The sequence below is a fragment of the Pseudomonas sp. NY15356 genome (assembly GCF_048068175.1).
GTDB lineage: Bacteria > Pseudomonadota > Gammaproteobacteria > Pseudomonadales > Pseudomonadaceae > Aquipseudomonas > Aquipseudomonas putida_K.
Map to the genome: position 1 here is coordinate 71,467 of NZ_JBLUPW010000003.1, position 16,841 is coordinate 88,307.

At 63.5% G+C, this 16,841-nt stretch carries 16 protein-coding genes; 8 read left to right on the plus strand and 8 right to left on the minus strand.

Going from position 1 to position 16,841, the window contains the following annotated elements; all coding sequences use genetic code 11:
* Positions 1-7 precede the first annotated feature (7 nt).
* A complete protein-coding gene (locus ACNFCI_RS04170) occupies positions 8-904 on the plus strand; it encodes a D-hexose-6-phosphate mutarotase (protein WP_324813447.1) in 897 nt (298 codons plus the stop codon).
* A gap of 118 nt (positions 905-1,022) precedes the next feature.
* Here the strand turns inward: ACNFCI_RS04170 and ACNFCI_RS04175 are convergent, their stop codons facing one another.
* The 5 genes from ACNFCI_RS04175 to ACNFCI_RS04195 all read right to left on the minus strand — a co-directional run bounded on the left by ACNFCI_RS04175 (position 1,023) and on the right by ACNFCI_RS04195 (position 4,644).
* A complete protein-coding gene (locus ACNFCI_RS04175) occupies positions 1,023-1,556 on the minus strand; it encodes a DUF3299 domain-containing protein (protein WP_084855308.1) in 534 nt (177 codons plus the stop codon).
* A 47-nt stretch (positions 1,557-1,603) separates the two neighbouring features.
* A complete protein-coding gene (locus ACNFCI_RS04180) occupies positions 1,604-1,852 on the minus strand; it encodes a GlsB/YeaQ/YmgE family stress response membrane protein (RefSeq protein WP_084855307.1) in 249 nt (82 codons plus the stop codon).
* Positions 1,853-1,946: 94 nt separating this feature from the next.
* Positions 1,947-3,029: a 5-(carboxyamino)imidazole ribonucleotide synthase gene (locus ACNFCI_RS04185; protein WP_084855306.1), complete on the minus strand. Its 1,083-nt coding sequence runs from the start codon at positions 3,027-3,029 to the stop codon at positions 1,947-1,949.
* A gap of 10 nt (positions 3,030-3,039) precedes the next feature.
* Positions 3,040-3,531 (minus strand): 5-(carboxyamino)imidazole ribonucleotide mutase, encoded by a 492-nt coding sequence (purE, locus tag ACNFCI_RS04190; RefSeq protein WP_043209945.1) that lies wholly within the window; start codon positions 3,529-3,531, stop codon positions 3,040-3,042.
* Between the two features lie 171 nt (positions 3,532-3,702).
* Positions 3,703-4,644, minus strand: a complete 942-nt coding sequence (locus tag ACNFCI_RS04195; protein WP_368828736.1) for a LysR substrate-binding domain-containing protein — start codon at positions 4,642-4,644, stop codon at positions 3,703-3,705.
* A gap of 180 nt (positions 4,645-4,824) precedes the next feature.
* Here ACNFCI_RS04195 and aspA point away from each other — a divergent pair, with 180 nt between their 5' ends.
* From aspA to ACNFCI_RS04215, 4 genes are all read left to right on the plus strand, one after another.
* The gene (aspA, locus tag ACNFCI_RS04200; protein ID WP_084855303.1) at positions 4,825-6,249 is read left to right on the plus strand and encodes an aspartate ammonia-lyase; all 1,425 of its coding nucleotides are present in this window, start codon (positions 4,825-4,827) and stop codon (positions 6,247-6,249) included.
* A gap of 175 nt (positions 6,250-6,424) precedes the next feature.
* Entirely contained in the window at positions 6,425-7,417 is a 993-nt protein-coding gene (locus ACNFCI_RS04205; protein WP_084855302.1) for an AraC family transcriptional regulator, read from the plus strand.
* A 201-nt stretch (positions 7,418-7,618) separates the two neighbouring features.
* Positions 7,619-8,659, plus strand: a complete 1,041-nt coding sequence (locus ACNFCI_RS04210) for a histone deacetylase family protein (protein WP_224457445.1) — start codon at positions 7,619-7,621, stop codon at positions 8,657-8,659.
* 2 nt (positions 8,660-8,661) lie between these two features.
* A complete protein-coding gene (locus tag ACNFCI_RS04215; protein WP_368828735.1) occupies positions 8,662-9,765 on the plus strand; it encodes a polyamine ABC transporter substrate-binding protein in 1,104 nt (367 codons plus the stop codon).
* Positions 9,766-9,866: 101 nt separating this feature from the next.
* Here the strand turns inward: ACNFCI_RS04215 and ACNFCI_RS04220 are convergent, their stop codons facing one another.
* Positions 9,867-11,396 (minus strand): PLP-dependent aminotransferase family protein, encoded by a 1,530-nt coding sequence (locus ACNFCI_RS04220; RefSeq protein WP_368828734.1) that lies wholly within the window; start codon positions 11,394-11,396, stop codon positions 9,867-9,869.
* Between the two features lie 90 nt (positions 11,397-11,486).
* Here ACNFCI_RS04220 and ACNFCI_RS04225 point away from each other — a divergent pair, with 90 nt between their 5' ends.
* Genes ACNFCI_RS04225 through ACNFCI_RS04235 form a run of 3 tightly spaced genes read left to right on the plus strand, consistent with a single transcriptional unit; the run spans position 11,487 to position 13,260 of the window.
* Positions 11,487-12,116, plus strand: a complete 630-nt coding sequence (locus ACNFCI_RS04225) for an FMN-binding negative transcriptional regulator (protein ID WP_324813463.1) — start codon at positions 11,487-11,489, stop codon at positions 12,114-12,116.
* Between the two features lie 18 nt (positions 12,117-12,134).
* Positions 12,135-12,581 carry an N-acetyltransferase family protein gene (locus tag ACNFCI_RS04230; protein WP_368828733.1) on the plus strand — a complete coding sequence of 149 codons (447 nt, stop codon included), beginning with the start codon at positions 12,135-12,137 and terminating at the stop codon, positions 12,579-12,581.
* Positions 12,582-12,588: 7 nt separating this feature from the next.
* A complete protein-coding gene (locus tag ACNFCI_RS04235; protein ID WP_368828732.1) occupies positions 12,589-13,260 on the plus strand; it encodes a GNAT family N-acetyltransferase in 672 nt (223 codons plus the stop codon).
* Positions 13,261-13,449: 189 nt separating this feature from the next.
* On the opposite strand, the gene oadA is transcribed toward ACNFCI_RS04235, so the two are convergent.
* On the minus strand, positions 13,450-15,258 hold the full coding sequence (gene oadA, locus ACNFCI_RS04240) for a sodium-extruding oxaloacetate decarboxylase subunit alpha (protein WP_084855295.1): 1,809 nt from the start codon (positions 15,256-15,258) through the stop codon (positions 13,450-13,452).
* Positions 15,259-15,269: 11 nt separating this feature from the next.
* Positions 15,270-16,685 (minus strand): acetyl-CoA carboxylase biotin carboxylase subunit, encoded by a 1,416-nt coding sequence (locus ACNFCI_RS04245; RefSeq protein WP_070093419.1) that lies wholly within the window; start codon positions 16,683-16,685, stop codon positions 15,270-15,272.
* Positions 16,686-16,841 lie beyond the last annotated feature (156 nt).

Here is a 16,841-nt window from a genome sequence, read left to right on the forward strand (position 1 = left end):
AAGCGCAATGGCTACCTTCCAGGTCGAAACGGAACAACACGGCGAGCTCAACTGCTGGCGCATCACCAGCGCGCATGCAGAACTGCTGATCGCCCAACAGGGCGCCCAGGTCCTGAGCTATCAGCGACTGGGCGAGCCGCCGCTGCTGTGGCTCAGCGACCAGGCCATCTTCCGCCAGGGCAAGTCGGTACGCGCCGGCGTGCCGGTGTGCTGGCCCTGGTTCGGCAACCTGCAGCGCAACCCTCAGGCCGTCCAGGCCATGTACCAAGGCGAACAGGCACCCGCCCATGGCCTGGCCCGCACCCGTGACTGGCAGCTGCTGGGTATCGAGGAAGCGGACGAAGGCCTGCGCATCGAGTTCAGCCTGCCCGAGGCCCAGGGCGACCTGCCCGGCTGGCCCCACGACGTCGAGCTCAAGCTGCTGATCGAAATGGGCACTCAACTGAAGATGACCCTGCGCAGCCAGAACATGGGCAATGGCAGCGTCACCCTCAGCCAAGCGCTGCACAGCTACTTCGCAGTGAGCGATGTGCGCCAGGCACGCGTCGAAGGCGTGGAGAGCCTGGGCTATATCGAAACCTTGGCCGATTGGGCGCTGCGCCAGCAACATGGCGCGCTGGATTTTGCCGGGGAAACCGACCGCATCTACCTGCAGGTGCCTGCCGTGCTGAAGATCGTCGACCCGCACTGGAACCGCCGCATCACCTTGCACAGCGCCGGTTCGCGTTCTGCGGTGATCTGGAACCCCTGGGCCGACCGCGCGAAGGCGTTGCCAGACATGGCGGATGATGGCTGGCAGCGGATGCTGTGCATCGAGACGGCGAACGTGTGGGATGACGTGGTGACCCTGGCGCCCGGGGCAAGTCACGTGCTGAGCGTCACCATCGGCAGCGAGGCCTTGTAGCGGGGCCTCTGCGTTACCCAATCGCCGGCAAGCCGGCTCCCACAGGTATGGCGGTGTCCCTGGAAAAAGCGCAGGACAGGTGGGAGCCGGCTTGCCGGCGATTGGGCCGGAAAGAAAATCAGAGATCGGCGTCTTCTACCACCCTCACCTTCCCCGCATCCATGGCATAGGCCGCATCCGCCAGGTCATTACTGACCTTTTCCACTTTCAGCGTCCCACTGACCCACAACGGCGTGTAGATGTCGTCGATCTTCAGCCCCTTGGGATAGCGCACCAGCACCAGCTGGTTCGGTGGCGGCGGTGGCACATGAATGCAGGCGCCGGGGTATGGCACCAGGAAGAACAGTGTGCTGTTGCCCTTGGCATCGCTCTCCAACGGAACCGGATACCCGCCCAGGCGGATCTGCCTGCCGTTCATGGCCGCCACGGTCTTGGTCGAGTACATCACCGCCGGCAAACCCTTGGCCTGCTTGAGCCCACCCTTGTCGGTGAAGGTACCCATGGCCTCGGGGGAGTTGTGGTCGATTTCGGGCATCTGCTCGAGCGCCTTCTGGTCCGATTTGGGCATCAGTTCCAGCCAGTCGGTCTCGGGCAATTCGGCATGGGCCAGGGTGCTGGCCAATAACAGGGAAGCAAGGAAAAACGCACGCATGGAGAATGCTCGGCAACTCGGGTGAATTGCCGGGCATTCTAAACCAGTCACCCGCGTTTCTTGATGAATCCGTAGATCACCAATAGGACGATGGCGCCGATCAGGGCGCCAACGAAACCGGCGGCCTGGCCCGCCTGGTAGATACCCAGGGCCTGCCCGCCGTAGGTGGCGACCAGGGAGCCGGCGATGCCCAGGAGGATGGTCATGATCCAGCCCATGCTGTCGTCCCCAGGCTTGAGGAAGCGGGCCAGCAGGCCGACGATGAGGCCGATGAAGATGGTTCCGATGATACCCATGGCGATCCCTCTGCAATGAAATGGAACAAGCCAAAGCCTAGACAGCGCTTTGGCTTGTTGCCATTTCAGAGGGTCTGCCGGGGCAGAGGTTCAATCAGCCGGCGATCAGCGCTTCGACTTCAGCGATCTTGCCTTTGAGCGTGGCCATGTCGGCGCAGCGCAGGGTGGCATGGCCAACCTTGCGACCGACCTTGAACGCCTTGCCGTAGTGGTGCAGGTGGCAGCCCTCGATGGCCACGACCTTGTCCACCGCCGGCACTTCACCGATGAAGTTGAGCATGGCGCTCTCGCCGACCTTGGCGGTGGAGCCCAGCGGCAGGCCGGCAACGGCGCGCAGGTGGTTCTCGAACTGGCTGCACTCGGCGCCTTCGATGGTCCAGTGCCCGGAGTTGTGCACCCGTGGCGCGATCTCGTTGGCCTTCAGGCCGCCGTCGACCTCGAAGAACTCGAAGGCCATCACGCCCACGTAGTCCAGCTTCTGCAGCACGCGCCCGACATAGTCTTCGGCCAGGGCCTGCAGCGGGTGCGCCTGGCTGGCCACCGACAGGCGCAGGATGCCGCTTTCATGGGTGTTGTGCACCAGCGGGTAGAAGCGGGTTTCGCCATCGCGGCCACGCACGGCCACCAGCGAAACTTCGCCGGTGAATGGCACGAAGCCTTCGAGCAGGCACGGCACGCTGCCCAGTTCGGCAAAGGTGCCCACCACGTCGTCGGCAGTGCGCAGGACCTTCTGGCCCTTGCCGTCGTAGCCCAGGGTACGGGTCTTGAGCACCGCTGGCAGGCCGATGCTGGCCACGGCGGCGTCCAGGTCTTCCTGGGAGAGGATGTCGGCGAAGGCCGGCGTCGGGATGCCCAGGTCGCGGAACATGCTCTTCTCGAACAGGCGGTCACGGGCGATGCGCAGGGCTTCGGCGCTCGGGTAGACCGGGACGAACTGCGAAAGGAAGGCCACGGTCTCGGCCGGGACGCTCTCGAACTCGAAGGTCACCAGGTCGACTTCGTCAGCCAGCTGGCGCAAGTGGTCCTGGTCGCCGTAGTCGGCACGCAGGTGCTCGCCCAAGGGCGCCGCGCAGGCGTCCGGAGCGGGGTCGAGGAAAGCGAAGTTCATGCCCAGCGGCGTTCCCGCCAAGGCCAGCATGCGGCCCAGCTGGCCGCCACCGATTACACCGATCTTCATGTTGATAGCCTCAGGCCTGGCGCGGGTCCGGGTTGTCCAGGACGGTTTCGGTCTGCTCCGTGCGGAACTGCTTGAGTGCCGCGTGGTACTGCGGGTATTTGGCGCCCAGGATACTCGCCGACAGCAATGCCGCGTTGATCGCGCCGGCCTTGCCGATGGCCAGGGTGGCGACCGGCACGCCTGCCGGCATCTGCACGATCGACAGCAGCGAATCGACACCCGACAGCATCGACGACTGCACCGGCACGCCCAGCACCGGCAGGTGGGTCTTGGCGGCGCACATGCCTGGCAGGTGGGCAGCGCCACCGGCACCGGCGATGATCACCTCGATGCCGCGGCCTTCGGCCTCCTCGGCGTACTGGAACAGCAGATCCGGGGTACGGTGGGCGGAAACCACCTTCACCTCGTAGGGAATGCCGAGTTTTTCCAGCATATCGGCGGTGTGGCTAAGGGTGGACCAATCGGACTTGGAGCCCATGATCACGCCAACCAGTGCACTCATCGTCGAGCCTCTTCGCTTGTGCGCCCGCGGGCGCGTCAAAAAACAACAAGCCACGCGGGACGACCGGCGTGGCTTGTTTGCTGATCAATGACCGGATCGATCCGGTCCAGGGGCCGCGCAGTATACCGTAAGGCAGTGCCGTAAAGGCACCCCGGCGACCAACTGTCGGCCTTATTTTTCGGGGGGTTGGCTGACTTTTGAGTCAACTGACACAGCTGCCGTGCCGCCCTCGAGCTTGCGCCACAGCAGGCGTACGTTGGCCTTGCGCACCAGGGCGCAGCGGTACAGGCGGATTTCCAGTGGTACGTGCCACTGGCTGCCCCCACAGATCGCCAGTTCGCCACGCTCCAGCTCGCCGCGCATCGACAGCCGTGGTACCCAGGCGATGCCCATGCCCTCGAGGGCCATGCTCTTGAGACTGTCGGCCATGGCGGTTTCATAGACCGTGGTATAGCGCAGGTTGCGCTGGCGCAGCAGCAGGTTCACCGAACGTCCGAGGAAGGCACCGGCACTGTAGGCCAGCAACGGCACGCTGCTTTCACCCTCGAGATCGAACAACGGCTTGCCGTCGGCACCCACCGCACACACCGGCAACATTTCCGTGGTGCCCATGTGCAGCGACGGGAAGATCTCGGCATCCATCTGCAGGGCAGCGTCCGGGTCATAGAAGGCCAGCATCAGGTCGCAACCGCCTTCGCGCAGTGCATGCACCGCATCACCTACGTTGGTGGCGACCAGGCGGGTGGCGATGTTCAAGCCGTCGTTGCGCAACTGGGCGACCCAGCGTGGGAAGAAGCCCGACGCCAGGGAGTGTGCCGCCGCCACCTGCACCACTTCGCCCTGCCCACCTTCCAGGTGATGCAAATGCCGCAGAACTTCGCTCAACTGGTCGACAACGGTGCGCGCTGTGACGAGAAATAGCTGCCCGGCTTCGGTCAGTTCGATAGGCGTGCGGGAACGATTCACCAAGGTCAGGCCCAAGGCAGCCTCAAGGCTGCGGATCCGCCGGCTGAACGCTGGCTGGGTCACGAAACGGCGTTCCGCCGCCTGGGAAAAACTGCGGGTAGCGGCCAGGGCGCTGAAGTCCTCCAGCCACTTGCTTTCGAGGTTCATGAAGCGATCTCCCAGCGTGCACCAAAATGGGACACGCTCGATTGTCAATTGGCGTCACATGAATCGGTATGCCGTTTGTGCATAGGTTAGCGTGCAACAGCATTGGCCGCAAAATCCGCCCAGGCCTAGGATTGGCGCCATTCCGGCTGGTGCCGGGTTTAAATCGAGATGATATCCGTCATGTCCTCCGCTGCATCGTTCCGCGTCGAAAAAGACCTGCTTGGTACCCTTGAAGTCCCTGCCGATGCCTACTACGGCATCCAGACCCTGCGCGCTGCCAACAACTTCCACCTCTCCGGCGTTCCGCTGTCGCACTACCCGAAGTTGGTCGTGGCCCTGGCCATGGTCAAGCAGGCCGCTGCCGACGCCAACCGTGAGCTGGGCCACCTGAGCGATGCCAAGCACGCTGCCATCAGCGAGGCCTGTGCCCGCCTGATCCGCGGCGAATACCACGACCAGTTCGTGGTGGACATGATCCAGGGCGGTGCTGGTACTTCTACCAACATGAACGCCAACGAGGTCATCGCCAACGTCGCGCTGGAGGCCATGGGCCACAAGAAGGGTGAGTACCAGTACCTGCACCCGAACAACGACGTGAACATGGCGCAGTCGACCAACGACGCCTACCCGACGGCCATCCGTCTGGGCCTGCTGCTGGGCCACGATGCCCTGCTGGCCAGCCTCGACAGCCTGATCCAGGCCTTCGCCGCAAAAGGCAAGGAATTCGACCACGTACTGAAGATGGGCCGCACCCAGCTGCAGGACGCCGTGCCGATGACCCTGGGCCAGGAATTCCGCGCCTTCGCCACCACCATGACCGAAGACTTGAACCGTCTGCGTTCCCTGGCGCCTGAGCTTTTGACCGAGATCAACCTGGGCGGTACCGCGATCGGTACCGGCATCAACGCCGACCCAGGCTACCAGGCCCTGGCCGTGCAGCGCCTGGCGACCATCAGTGGCCAGCCACTGGTCCCGGCTGCCGACCTGATCGAAGCGACCTCCGACATGGGCGCCTTCGTACTGTTCTCCGGCATGCTCAAGCGTACCGCGGTCAAGCTGTCGAAGATCTGCAACGACCTGCGCCTGCTGTCCAGCGGCCCACGCACCGGCATCAACGAGATCAACCTGCCGGCTCGCCAGCCAGGCAGCTCGATCATGCCAGGCAAGGTCAACCCGGTTATCCCGGAAGCCGTCAACCAGGTCGCCTTCGCCATCATGGGCAACGACCTGGCCCTGACCGTCGCCGCCGAAGGCGGCCAGCTGCAGCTCAACGTCATGGAACCGCTGATCGCCTACAAGATCTTCGACTCCATCCGCCTGCTCCAGCGCGCCATGGACATGCTGCGCGAGCACTGCATCGTCGGCATCACTGCCAACGAACAGCGCTGCCGTGAACTGGTCGAGCACTCGATCGGCCTGGTCACCGCCCTGAACCCGTACATCGGCTACGAAAATGCCACCCGTATCGCCCGCGTCGCCCTGGAAACCGGCCGCGGCGTGCTGGAACTGGTGCGCGAGGAACAGCTGCTGGACGAAGCGATGCTCAACGACATCCTGCGTCCAGAGAACATGATCGCCCCACGTCTGGTTCCGCTGAAGGCGTAACCGACGGCTTGAAACGTCTCACCAGGTCGAGGGACTAGACACCTCTCAACCTTTCAAGGGCCCGAGCAACGCTTTGGGCCCTTTTTTTATGCCCGCCCTTCACAGGGTCGCAGGGTCGTCCCGCCCGGCACACAACTTGCTCCATAATGCCTCCCAGCCCAACGGGATACCGAGCATGCTGCACAGCCACCTCACCACCCTCAACGCGGTTTCGCTGATTCTCAAGGTCTTCCAGGAAGAAGGCTGCGATGCCTCGCGGTTGCTGGCCGGCAGCGGCATCGCGCTGGCGGATCTGGGCCATGCCGATGCGCGCATCACCACCCAGCAGGAATTGCAGGTATGCGCCAACGCCGTGGCCTTGCGCGAGGAGATCGGCCTGGAGCTGGGCCGGCGCATGCATGTGTCGTGCTACGGGATGCTCGGTTACGCCCTGCTCTCCAGTGCCACTTTGGGTGACGCCCTGCGCCTGGCGCTCCGCTACCCGGCGTTGTTGGGCACAGCCTTCCAGCTGCGCTTGGTGGATGACGGCCAGCGGGTCTGGTTCAGCGCCAGCGACTACCGGGACAGCCCGGAACTGGCAGCCTTCAACGTGGAGTTCTGCCTGGTTTCCTTGAAGGTCATCTGCGATGACCTGCTGGGCAAACCCCTACCGCTGCTGGCGGCACGCTTCGAGTACCCCAGGCCCGGGTACCATCACCTGTATGGAGACGCCTTCCAGTGCCCGCTGGGCTTCGAGGCCAGCGACAACGCATTCGCCTTCGAGCGCCGCTGGCTGGACACGCCCCTGCCCTTAGCCGACCCCATCACCCACAAAGCCATGGCGGAACGCTGCCGGCAGCTCAACCTGGAATTCACCGGGCGCCAGGCCTGGCTGGGGCGCATTCGCCAGTTGCTGGTCCAGCAACTGGACACCGCGCCAGGGCTCGAAGGCCTGGCGCGGCAGATGAACTGCTCTTCGCGCACCTTGCGCCGGCACCTGCAGGCGCTGGGGTGCAGCTATCAGCAACTGCTCGATGAGTTGCGCTTCGAGCGGGCCAAGCAGTTGCTGGCCGAGGACCAGATGCCGATCTATCGCATCGCCGAAACCCTGGGGTTCAGCGAGACGGCGAGTTTTCGGCATGCCTTCCAACGCTGGAGCGGCGTAGCGCCCAGTCATTTTCGCGGCTGACTGCATTGACCCAATCGCTGGCTTGCCGGCTCCCACAGGTACAGCGCAGAACTGGTGGGAGTCGGCTTGCTGGCGATTGGGCCTTGAAAACCGCACACCGCCTTTGGCCACATCGATCCCCTTTTGGCCGTTTCCGTCGTTCTCCCCGGCCACGCCCCCTCACACAATGAGGCACGCCAGTAAAAACCGGAGAACAACAACGTGCTGACGATCTATTCCGATGACCACCGCCTGCACCACGGCCGCTGCGAGCTGATCGACGGCAAGCTGATGCCCTGCTTCGAGATGCCTTCGCGCGCCGACCATGTCCTGGACCAAGTAAAGAAGCGCAACCTCGGCCCCATCGAAGGCCCACGCGACTTCGGCCGCGCCCCGCTGCTGCGGGTGCATGGCGCCGACTACCTGGACTTCTTCGAAGGCGCCTGGGCGCGCTGGGCCGAACTGGGCCAGGAAGGCGACCTGCTGCCGTTCACCTGGCCGGCGCGCACACTGCGCAAGGTCAAGCCAACCGGGCTGCACGGCGAGCTGGGCTACTACAGCTTCGATGCCGGCGCACCGATCACCGCCGGTACCTGGCAAGCCGCCTACAGCGCAGCCCAGGTTGCCCTTACCGCCCAAGCGGCGATCCAGCAAGGGGCACACTCGGCCTTCGCCCTGTGCCGCCCACCAGGGCACCACGCCGCCGCCGAGGTCATGGGCGGTTATTGCTACCTGAACAACGCCGCCATCGCGACCCAGGCATTCCTCGACCAAGGCCACCGCAAGGTCGCCATCCTGGACGTCGATTACCACCATGGCAACGGCACCCAGGACATCTTCTACCAGCGCGGCGACGTGTTCTTCGCCTCGATCCACGGCGATCCCCAGGACGAATTCCCGTTCTTCCTCGGCTATGCCGACGAAACCGGCGAAGGCGCCGGGGAAGGCTGCAACATCAACTACCCCCTGCCCGCCGGCAGTGACTGGGCAGCCTGGAGCCAGGCGCTGGAAGACGCCTGCCAACGCATCGCCGCCTACGCCCCGGACGTGGTGGTGGTTTCCCTGGGCGTGGACACCTTCAAGGACGACCCGATTTCCCAGTTCAAGCTCGACAGCCCCGACTACCTGGCCATGGGCGAACGCATCGGCCGCCTGGGCAAACCGACCCTGTTCGTCATGGAAGGCGGCTACGCTGTGGAAGAAATCGGTATCAATGCCGTCAACGTGCTGGAAGGCTTCCAGCGCACCCAGCCAGGAGCCTGACCATGGCCCGTCTCACGCGTCTGCTCGCCCCGCTCATCGCCGCCGGCCTTTTGGCCGGCGGCCTGCCGGCCCAAGCCGAACAGCGCACCCTGCGGGTGTACAACTGGTTCGACTACATCACGCCGCAAACCCTGACGGACTTTCAGCAGGACAGCGGCGTCAAGCTGATCTACGACATCTTCGACACCAACGAAGCCCTGGAAGCCAAGCTGCTCACGGGCAACTCCGGCTATGACGTGGTGGTCCCGTCGAACGTGTTCCTGGCCAAGCAGATCGAGGCCGGGGTGTTCCAGCCCCTGGACCGCAGCAAACTACCCAACTGGCAGCACCTGGACCCGGCACTGATGAAGCTGATCGAGGCCAACGACCCCGGTAACAAGCATGCCGTGCCCTACATGTACGGCACCGTACTGATCGGCTTCAACCCGGACAAGGTCAAGGCCGCGCTGGGTGACGATGCCCCGGTGGACAGCTGGGACCTGATCTTCAAGGAAGAGAACATCGCCAAGCTCAAGCAGTGCGGCGTGGCCTTGCTCGATTCGCCGTCGGAGATCTTGCCGCTGGCCCTGCAGTACCTTGGGCTGCCGCCCAACAGTGAGAAGCCGGCCGACTACAAGAAAGCCGAAGCGCTGATGCTCAAGATCCGCCCGCATATCACCTACTTCCACTCCTCCAAGTACATGGCGGACATCGCCAACGGCGATATCTGCGTGGCCGTGGGCTATTCGGGGAGCTTCTCCCAGGCGGCCAACCGCGCTCGCGACGCCAAGAACGGCGTGGTGGTGGACATGCGCCTGCCCAAGGAAGGCGCGCCGATCTGGTTCGACATGCTGGCCATTCCGAAGAATGCCGCCAACCCGGAAGACGCCCATGCCTTCATCAACTACCTGCTGAGGCCGGAAGTGATCGCACCGATCAGCGATTTCGTCGGCTACCCCAACCCGAACAAGGATGCCACCGACAAGGTCAGCCCGGCGATCCGCAACAACCCCAACCTGTACCCGACCGCCGAGGCAATGGCCAAGCTGTATACCTTGAAGCCCTTGCAGCGCGACGCCGAGCGGGCACGGACCCGGGCCTGGACACGGATCAAGTCCGGGACCTGACCCGAGGCCCGATCGCCGGCAAGCCGGCTCCCACCTGTTCTGCGCGTTTTCAGAAACACCGCCAGACCTGTGGGAGCCGGCTTGCCGGCGATTTCGGGCGCTCATGTTCTCCATGCCTTGCGCACCCGCATCAACGCATCCGCGATCTGCGCCTCCGGCACAGCCGCAAACCCCAGCACCAGCCCCGCTCGTTTATCCACAGGCACCTCGCTGTCTTCGAGCCAGTAGCTGCTCAGCGGATTGACCTCCACGCCAACCGCCTCGGCCAACGCCACCAGTTCCTGCTCTCTCGCATAGTTATCCACAGCCACCCTCACATGCAGCCCCGCTGCCACTTCCGGCATATCGCCCAACCCTGGCACACCGGTAGGCCAACCCGCCTTGAGCACATTGCGCCGTGCCAGCGCTGCCTTGCGCATGCGCCGGATGTGCCGTTGGAAATGCCCTTGGGCCATGAACTGCGCCATGACGTGCTGGTTACCTATCTCCGAATGCCGCACCGCCAGTGCTCGCCCCTGGCTGAAAGGCTGCACCAGCCGCTGCGGAAGCACCAGGTAACCCAGGCGCAGGGCAGGAAAGGCGATCTTGCCAAAGGTACCGACATATAGAACCCGCCCCTGCCGGTCCAGGGCAGCCAGGGGCGCCAGAGGCGCGCCGCTGTAGCGGTACTCGCCATCGTAGTCATCCTCGATCACCCAACCGTTGCGCTGCTCGGCCCAGTCCAGCAGCGACAGCCGCCTGGCCAGGCTCATGGTGACACCGGTGGGGTACTGGTGCGCCGGTGTGACGTAGGCCAGCCGGCACTCGGCCAACTGCGCCAGGCGTTCGCAGTCCAGGCCTTCCTCATCCACAGGTACGCCTCGCACGCAGGCTCCGGCCAAGGCAAAGGTATGACCTGCCGCGCGGTATCCAGGGTTTTCCACAGCTACCTCGTCGCCCGGCTGCAACAGCAACTGTGCACAAAGGCTTATGGCTTCTTGCGCACCACTGGTGATCACAATTTGTTCAGCCGTGCAAGCAAGCCCGCGCGAGCGACGTAGGTAGGCGGCGATGAGCCCCCTGAGCAGCGGTTCACCCGCAGGGTCGCCATAGCCCAACAGTGCGGCATCCGGTTTTCGCCAGAAACCCGCTTGCAGCCTGGCCCAGAGCTGGAAAGGAAACAGGTCGAACGCCGGAACTCCAACGCGAAATGCGCGCGGCGCACCTGTACGTGGCGGCGGAAGATGATGGGTTTTCAGGCGCTCCATGGCGCTTCCAGAGCGACCTGAGCTGGATAAATCCTCAGTATCAGATACGCAAATTGTGGATAAACCTGTTGATAAACCCTGGGATAACCCTGTGGACATTTGTGTGGATAGTTTCGGAAGCTGGCTGACATAGGTGCCATCGCCGACCCGGCTTTCGATATAGCCTTCGGCGTATAGCTGGTCATAGGCACGCACCACACTGTTGCGTGAAAGCGACAGCATCACAGCCAGGTCACGCGTCGCCGGCAGACGCGTACCGCTGCCCAGGCGACCATCCAACACCCTTGCCCGCAGCGCCTGGTAGAGCTGTTGGCTGAGCCCACGACGGCGGTCCAGCACGATACCGGCAGGGTCGAAGGGCAACGCAAAGGGGCGTTCATGCATGGTATTGGACCTATCAAAACAGCTGCTATTGGCTCTTACCTGGTACCAATAGCCTGCCTAGGATGGAGCCATCGAACAAGGACCTGCGCCATGTACAACGCCAAGCCCCATCAGGAACATGATCTCGAGCGCCTGCACCAGCAGATGCTCGACACCCGCCTCGCCGTACTGGTCAGCCATGGCGAACAAGGCCTGCTGGCGACCCACCTGCCGGTTTTGCTCGCACCTCATGAAGGCGAATATGGGACCGTCTATGCCCACCTGGCCCGGGCCAACCCTCAATGGCAGGCCTTGGCCCAGGGCGGTGAAGCCTTGCTGGTATTCGCCGGCGCAGATGCCTACGTCAGCCCGTCCTACTACCCGAGCAAAGCCGAGCATCACAAGGTGGTGCCGACATGGAACTACCTGGCCGTCCATGCCTATGGCCCGGTCGAGGCGTTCCACGACGCCCCTCGCCTGCTCGAGCTTGTCAGCCGCCTGAGCGATCGTCACGAACAAGGGCGCGCCGAGCCTTGGAAGGTGAGCGATGCCCCGCGCGACTACCTAGACGGCATGCTTCGCGCCATCGTCGGCATTCGCGTGCCCATCACCCGCCTGCAAGGCGCGCGCAAGCTCAGCCAGAACCGCTCGGCCGAGGATATCCGAGGCGTACGCGAAGGCCTGGCCGCCAGCGCGGATCACCTGGACAACCAGCTTGCCGCACACATGCATTCACTCTGAAGGAAAAGGAAAACCACCATGTCCGAGATTGTCCTGCGCCCAGTAAGCGCCACCGACCATGCTGCCTGGCTCGCCCTGTGGCAGGCCTACCTGCGGTTCTATGAAACCGAACTGCCGGAAGCCGTCAGCGCCAGCACCTGGCAACGCCTGCTCGACCCGAACGAGCCTACCCATGCGGCCCTGGCTTGGGTCGATGGCAAGGCAGTGGGGATGGTCAACTGGATCTATCATCGGTCCAACTGGAGCATCGAAAATTCGTGCTACCTGCAGGACCTGTACGTGGATGGCCAGCAGCGCGGCCTGGGTATCGGCCGGCAACTGATCGAGCATGTCTATGCCACCGCCAAGGCGGCCGGCTGCATCAAGGTGCACTGGCTGACCCACGAAACCAACGCCACCGCGATCGGCCTGTACGAACAGGTCGCCGAACGGCCAGGTTTCATTCAATTCCGTAAACCACTGTAGGCCGACCATGCGCGACGCACTGAACTTCAAGCCCGCCGCAACACCCAAGGCCGAGCCCATCGAAGGCCGGTTCATCCGCCTGGAGAAGCTCGATCCGGCGCGCCATGGCGATGACCTGTGGACGGTCTTGCAGGGCCCAGGCTCCGACCCTGCCCTGTGGGATTACCTGCCCTATGGCCCCTTCAGCGAACGCGAGGCCTTCGATCGGTGGCTGCAAGGCAATGCAACAGGCCACGACCCGCTGTTCTACAGCGTCATCGACCGGGCCAACGGCCAGGTGCAGGGTATTCTCAGCCTGATGTCCATCGTTCCCGACCATGGCCGCATCGAGATCGGCCATATCGCCTTCGGCGCTGCCATGCAGCGCACCCCGAAAGGTACCGAGGCGGTCTACCTGCTGGGCAAGCTCGGCTTCGCCCTGGGCAATCGTCGCCTGGAATGGAAATGCAACAACGCCAACGCCCGCTCCAAGCGTGCAGCCGAGCGTTTCGGCTTCGTCTTCGAAGGGGTGTTCCGCAATCACATGGTGGTCAAGGACCACAATCGCGATACTGCCTGGTATTCGATTACCGACGAGGAATGGCCGGCGGTGGCAGCGGGGTTCGAGCGCTGGTTGAGCGAGGAGAATCAGCGGCCTGGCGGGCAATTGAAGACTTTGGAGGCTTGCCGCACGGACTGAGTCGCCAGAACTGACGCAATCGCGGGACAAGCCCGCTCCCACAAGGTCGACGGCGCCAAGAAAGTGGTACCGGGAGCAGTCCAGCCTGTGGGAGCGGGCTTGCCCCGCGATTGCGTACAAGGAGCAGCACAAAAAAAGGGGAGCATATCGCTCCCCATGAGGTAAACCGCTTGTCGTCGAAGGCTTCGATCAGCCTTCGATCTCGATCAGGATCTCGCCCGGCGTGACACGATCGCCCTTGGCCACGTGGATGGCGGTGACCTTGCCGGCGATCGGCGCCTGGACCTCGGTCTCCATCTTCATGGCTTCGGTGATCAGCACCGGCTGGCCGGCCTTGACCGTGTCACCTTCCTTGACCAGCACATCGACGATGTTGCCCGGCATGGTGGTGCTTACGTGGCCTGGGCCGCTGGCCTGCTTGCGCTTGCTGCCGCCACCGCTGACGAACTCGTTCAACGGTTCGAAGACCACTTCTTCCGGCATGCCGTCGATGGACAGGTAGAAGTGGCGCTTACCCTCGGCCTTGACACCCACGCCGGTGATGTCGACGCGGTAGGTCTCGCCGTGCACGTCGATGACGAACTCGGTCGGCACACCTTCGCCGCCCGGGCCGGCCACAGCGCCCGCTTCTGGAATCGGCAGCAGGGCTTCAGGAACCAAGGTGCCGGCTTCACGCTCCTCGAGGAATTTGCGGCCGATGTCCGGGAACATGGCGAAGGTCAGCACATCTTCCTCGCAGCGGGCCAGGTTGCCGATCTCGGCACGCAGCTTGGCCATCTCCGGCTTGAGCAAGTCGGCCGGACGCACGTCGATCACCTCTTCGCTACCGATCGCCTGGCGGCGAAGCTGCTCGTTGACCACGCCCGGCGCCTTGCCATAGCCACCTTGCAGGTACAGCTTCACCTCGTTGGTGATGGTCTTGTAGCGCTCGCCGGCGAGCACGTTGAAGAACGCCTGGGTACCGACGATCTGCGAGGTCGGGGTGACCAGCGGCGGGAAGCCGAGGTCTTCGCGCACCCGCGGAATTTCCGCCAGCACTTCGTTCATGCGGTTGAGCGCGCCCTGCTCCTTGAGCTGGTTGGCCAGGTTGGAAATCATGCCGCCCGGGACCTGGTTGACCTGCACGCGGGTATCCACGGCGGTGAACTCGCTTTCGAACTGGTGGTACTTCTTGCGTACGGCATAGAAATACAGGCCAATTTCCTGCAGCAGCTCCAGGTCCAGACCGGTATCGAACTCGGTGCCCTTGAGGGCGGCGACCATCGACTCGGTGCCCGGGTGGCTGGTACCCCAGGCGAAGCTGGAGATAGCGGTGTCGATGTGGTCGGCACCGTTTTCCACCGCCTTGAGCTGGCACATGGCAGCCAGGCCCGCGGTATCGTGGGAGTGGATGAACACCGGCAGCGACTGCTCGGCCTTCAGCGCCTTGACCAACTCGCCGGTAGCGTAGGGGGTCAGCAGGCCGGCCATGTCCTTGATCGCCACCGAGTCGCAACCCATGGCTTCCATCTGCTTGGCCTGGGCCACGAAGGCATCGATGGTGTGCACGGGGCTGGTGGTGTAGGCGATGGTGCCCTGGGCGTGCTTGCCTGCAGCCTTGACCGCCTCGATGGCCACGCGCAGGTTACGCACATCGTTCATGGCGTCGAAGATACGGAACACGTCGATGCCATTGACCGCAGCCTTGGCGACGAAGGCCTTGACCACGTCATCGCTGTAGTGACGGTAGCCCAGCAGGTTCTGGCCGCGCAGCAGCATCTGCAGGCGGGTGTTGGGCAGCGCGGCGCGCAGCTTGCGCAGGCGTTCCCATGGGTCTTCCTTGAGGAAGCGCACGCAGGCATCGAAAGTGGCGCCACCCCAGACTTCCAGCGACCAGTAACCGACTTTGTCGAGCTTGTCGCAGATCGGCAGCATGTCTTCGGTGCGCATGCGGGTGGCCAGCAGAGACTGGTGGGCATCGCGCAGGATTGTGTCGGTGACAAAGATTTTCTTGGACATTATTCGGTTCCTCACAGGCCTGCGTGTGCAGCAATGGCGGCGGCGATGGCCAGGGCCAGCTCTTCGGGTTTGCGCTTGATCGAGTAGTTGGTCAGTTCCGGGTGGCTTTCCACGAAGCTGGTGTTGAACTGGCCGCTACGGAATTCCGGATTGCGCAGGATCTCCTGGTAATACGCGGCGGTGGTCTTGACGCCTTGCACGCGCATGTCGTCCAGGGCCCGCAGGCCGCGGTCCATGGCTTCTTCCCAGGTCAGCGCCCAGACCACCAGTTTCAGGCACATGGAGTCGTAGAACGGCGGGATCGTGTAGCCGGTGTAGATCGCGGTATCGGTACGCACGCCTGGGCCGCCGGGCGCGTAGTAACGGGTGATCTTGCCGAAGCTGGGCAGGAAGTTGTTCTTCGGGTCTTCGGCGTTGATACGGAACTGCAATGCATAGCCGCGATGCTGGATGTCTTCCTGCTTGACCGACAGGGGCAGGCCCGAGGCGATGCGGATCTGTTCGCGAACGATGTCGATGCCGGTGATTTCCTCGGTGATGGTGTGTTCCACCTGCACACGGGTGTTCATCTCCATGAAGTACACCTCGCCATCGGCGAGCAGGAACTCCACGGTACCGGCGTTCTCGTAGTTCACTGCCTTGGCTGCGCGCACAGCCAGGTCGCCGATGTAGGCACGCTGCTCCGGGGTCAGCTGGGGGCTTGGGGCGATCTCGATGAGCTTCTGGTTACGGCGCTGGATCGAGCAGTCGCGCTCGAACAGGTGCACCACATTGCCGAAGCTGTCACCCAGGATCTGCGCCTCGATGTGCTTGGGGTTGACGATGCACTTCTCCAGGAACACTTCCGCCGAACCGAAAGCCTTGGTCGCTTCGGAAATCACGCGGGGGAAGGCCTGCTCCAGTTCCTCGCGGCTGTTGCAGCGACGGATACCACGACCGCCGCCACCGGACGTAGCCTTGAGCATTACCGGGTAACCGATGCGGTCGCCCTCGGCCAGGGCCTCATGGATATCGGCGACGTTACCTTCGGTACCCGGGGTGACCGGGACACCGGCCTGGATCATGGTGCGGCGCGCTTCGGTCTTGTCGCCCATGCGGCGAATGACATCAGCGGCAGGCCCGATGAACTTGATGCCACGCTCGGCGCAGATTTCCGCCAGCTCAGCATTTTCCGAAAGGAAACCGTAACCTGGGTGCAAGGCGTCGCAGCCGGTCTCCACAGCGAGGTTCACCAGCTTGCGCGGGTTCAGGTAGCCGGCCAGGGGCTCGGCACCGATGCTGTAGGCCTCGTCGGCGCGCTTGACGTGCAAGGCATGACGGTCGGCGTCGGAATAGATCGCCACGGAGCGAATGCCCATCTCGGCGCACGCACGTACGATCCGAACTGCGATTTCACCCCGGTTGGCGATCAGGATTTTTTTTATCACTGGAGTCTTCCCAAAGCCGATGGAACACACGAGCCGGTACTGCCGGTCGGCGTGACCAGACGCTGCTGGCCAGTCGCGCATTCACCCTAGCGCTGTAGGTTGATAAACAAAAATCAATATTTGTTAGGGTCGGCATTAGCAAAAGCTTATAGTGCC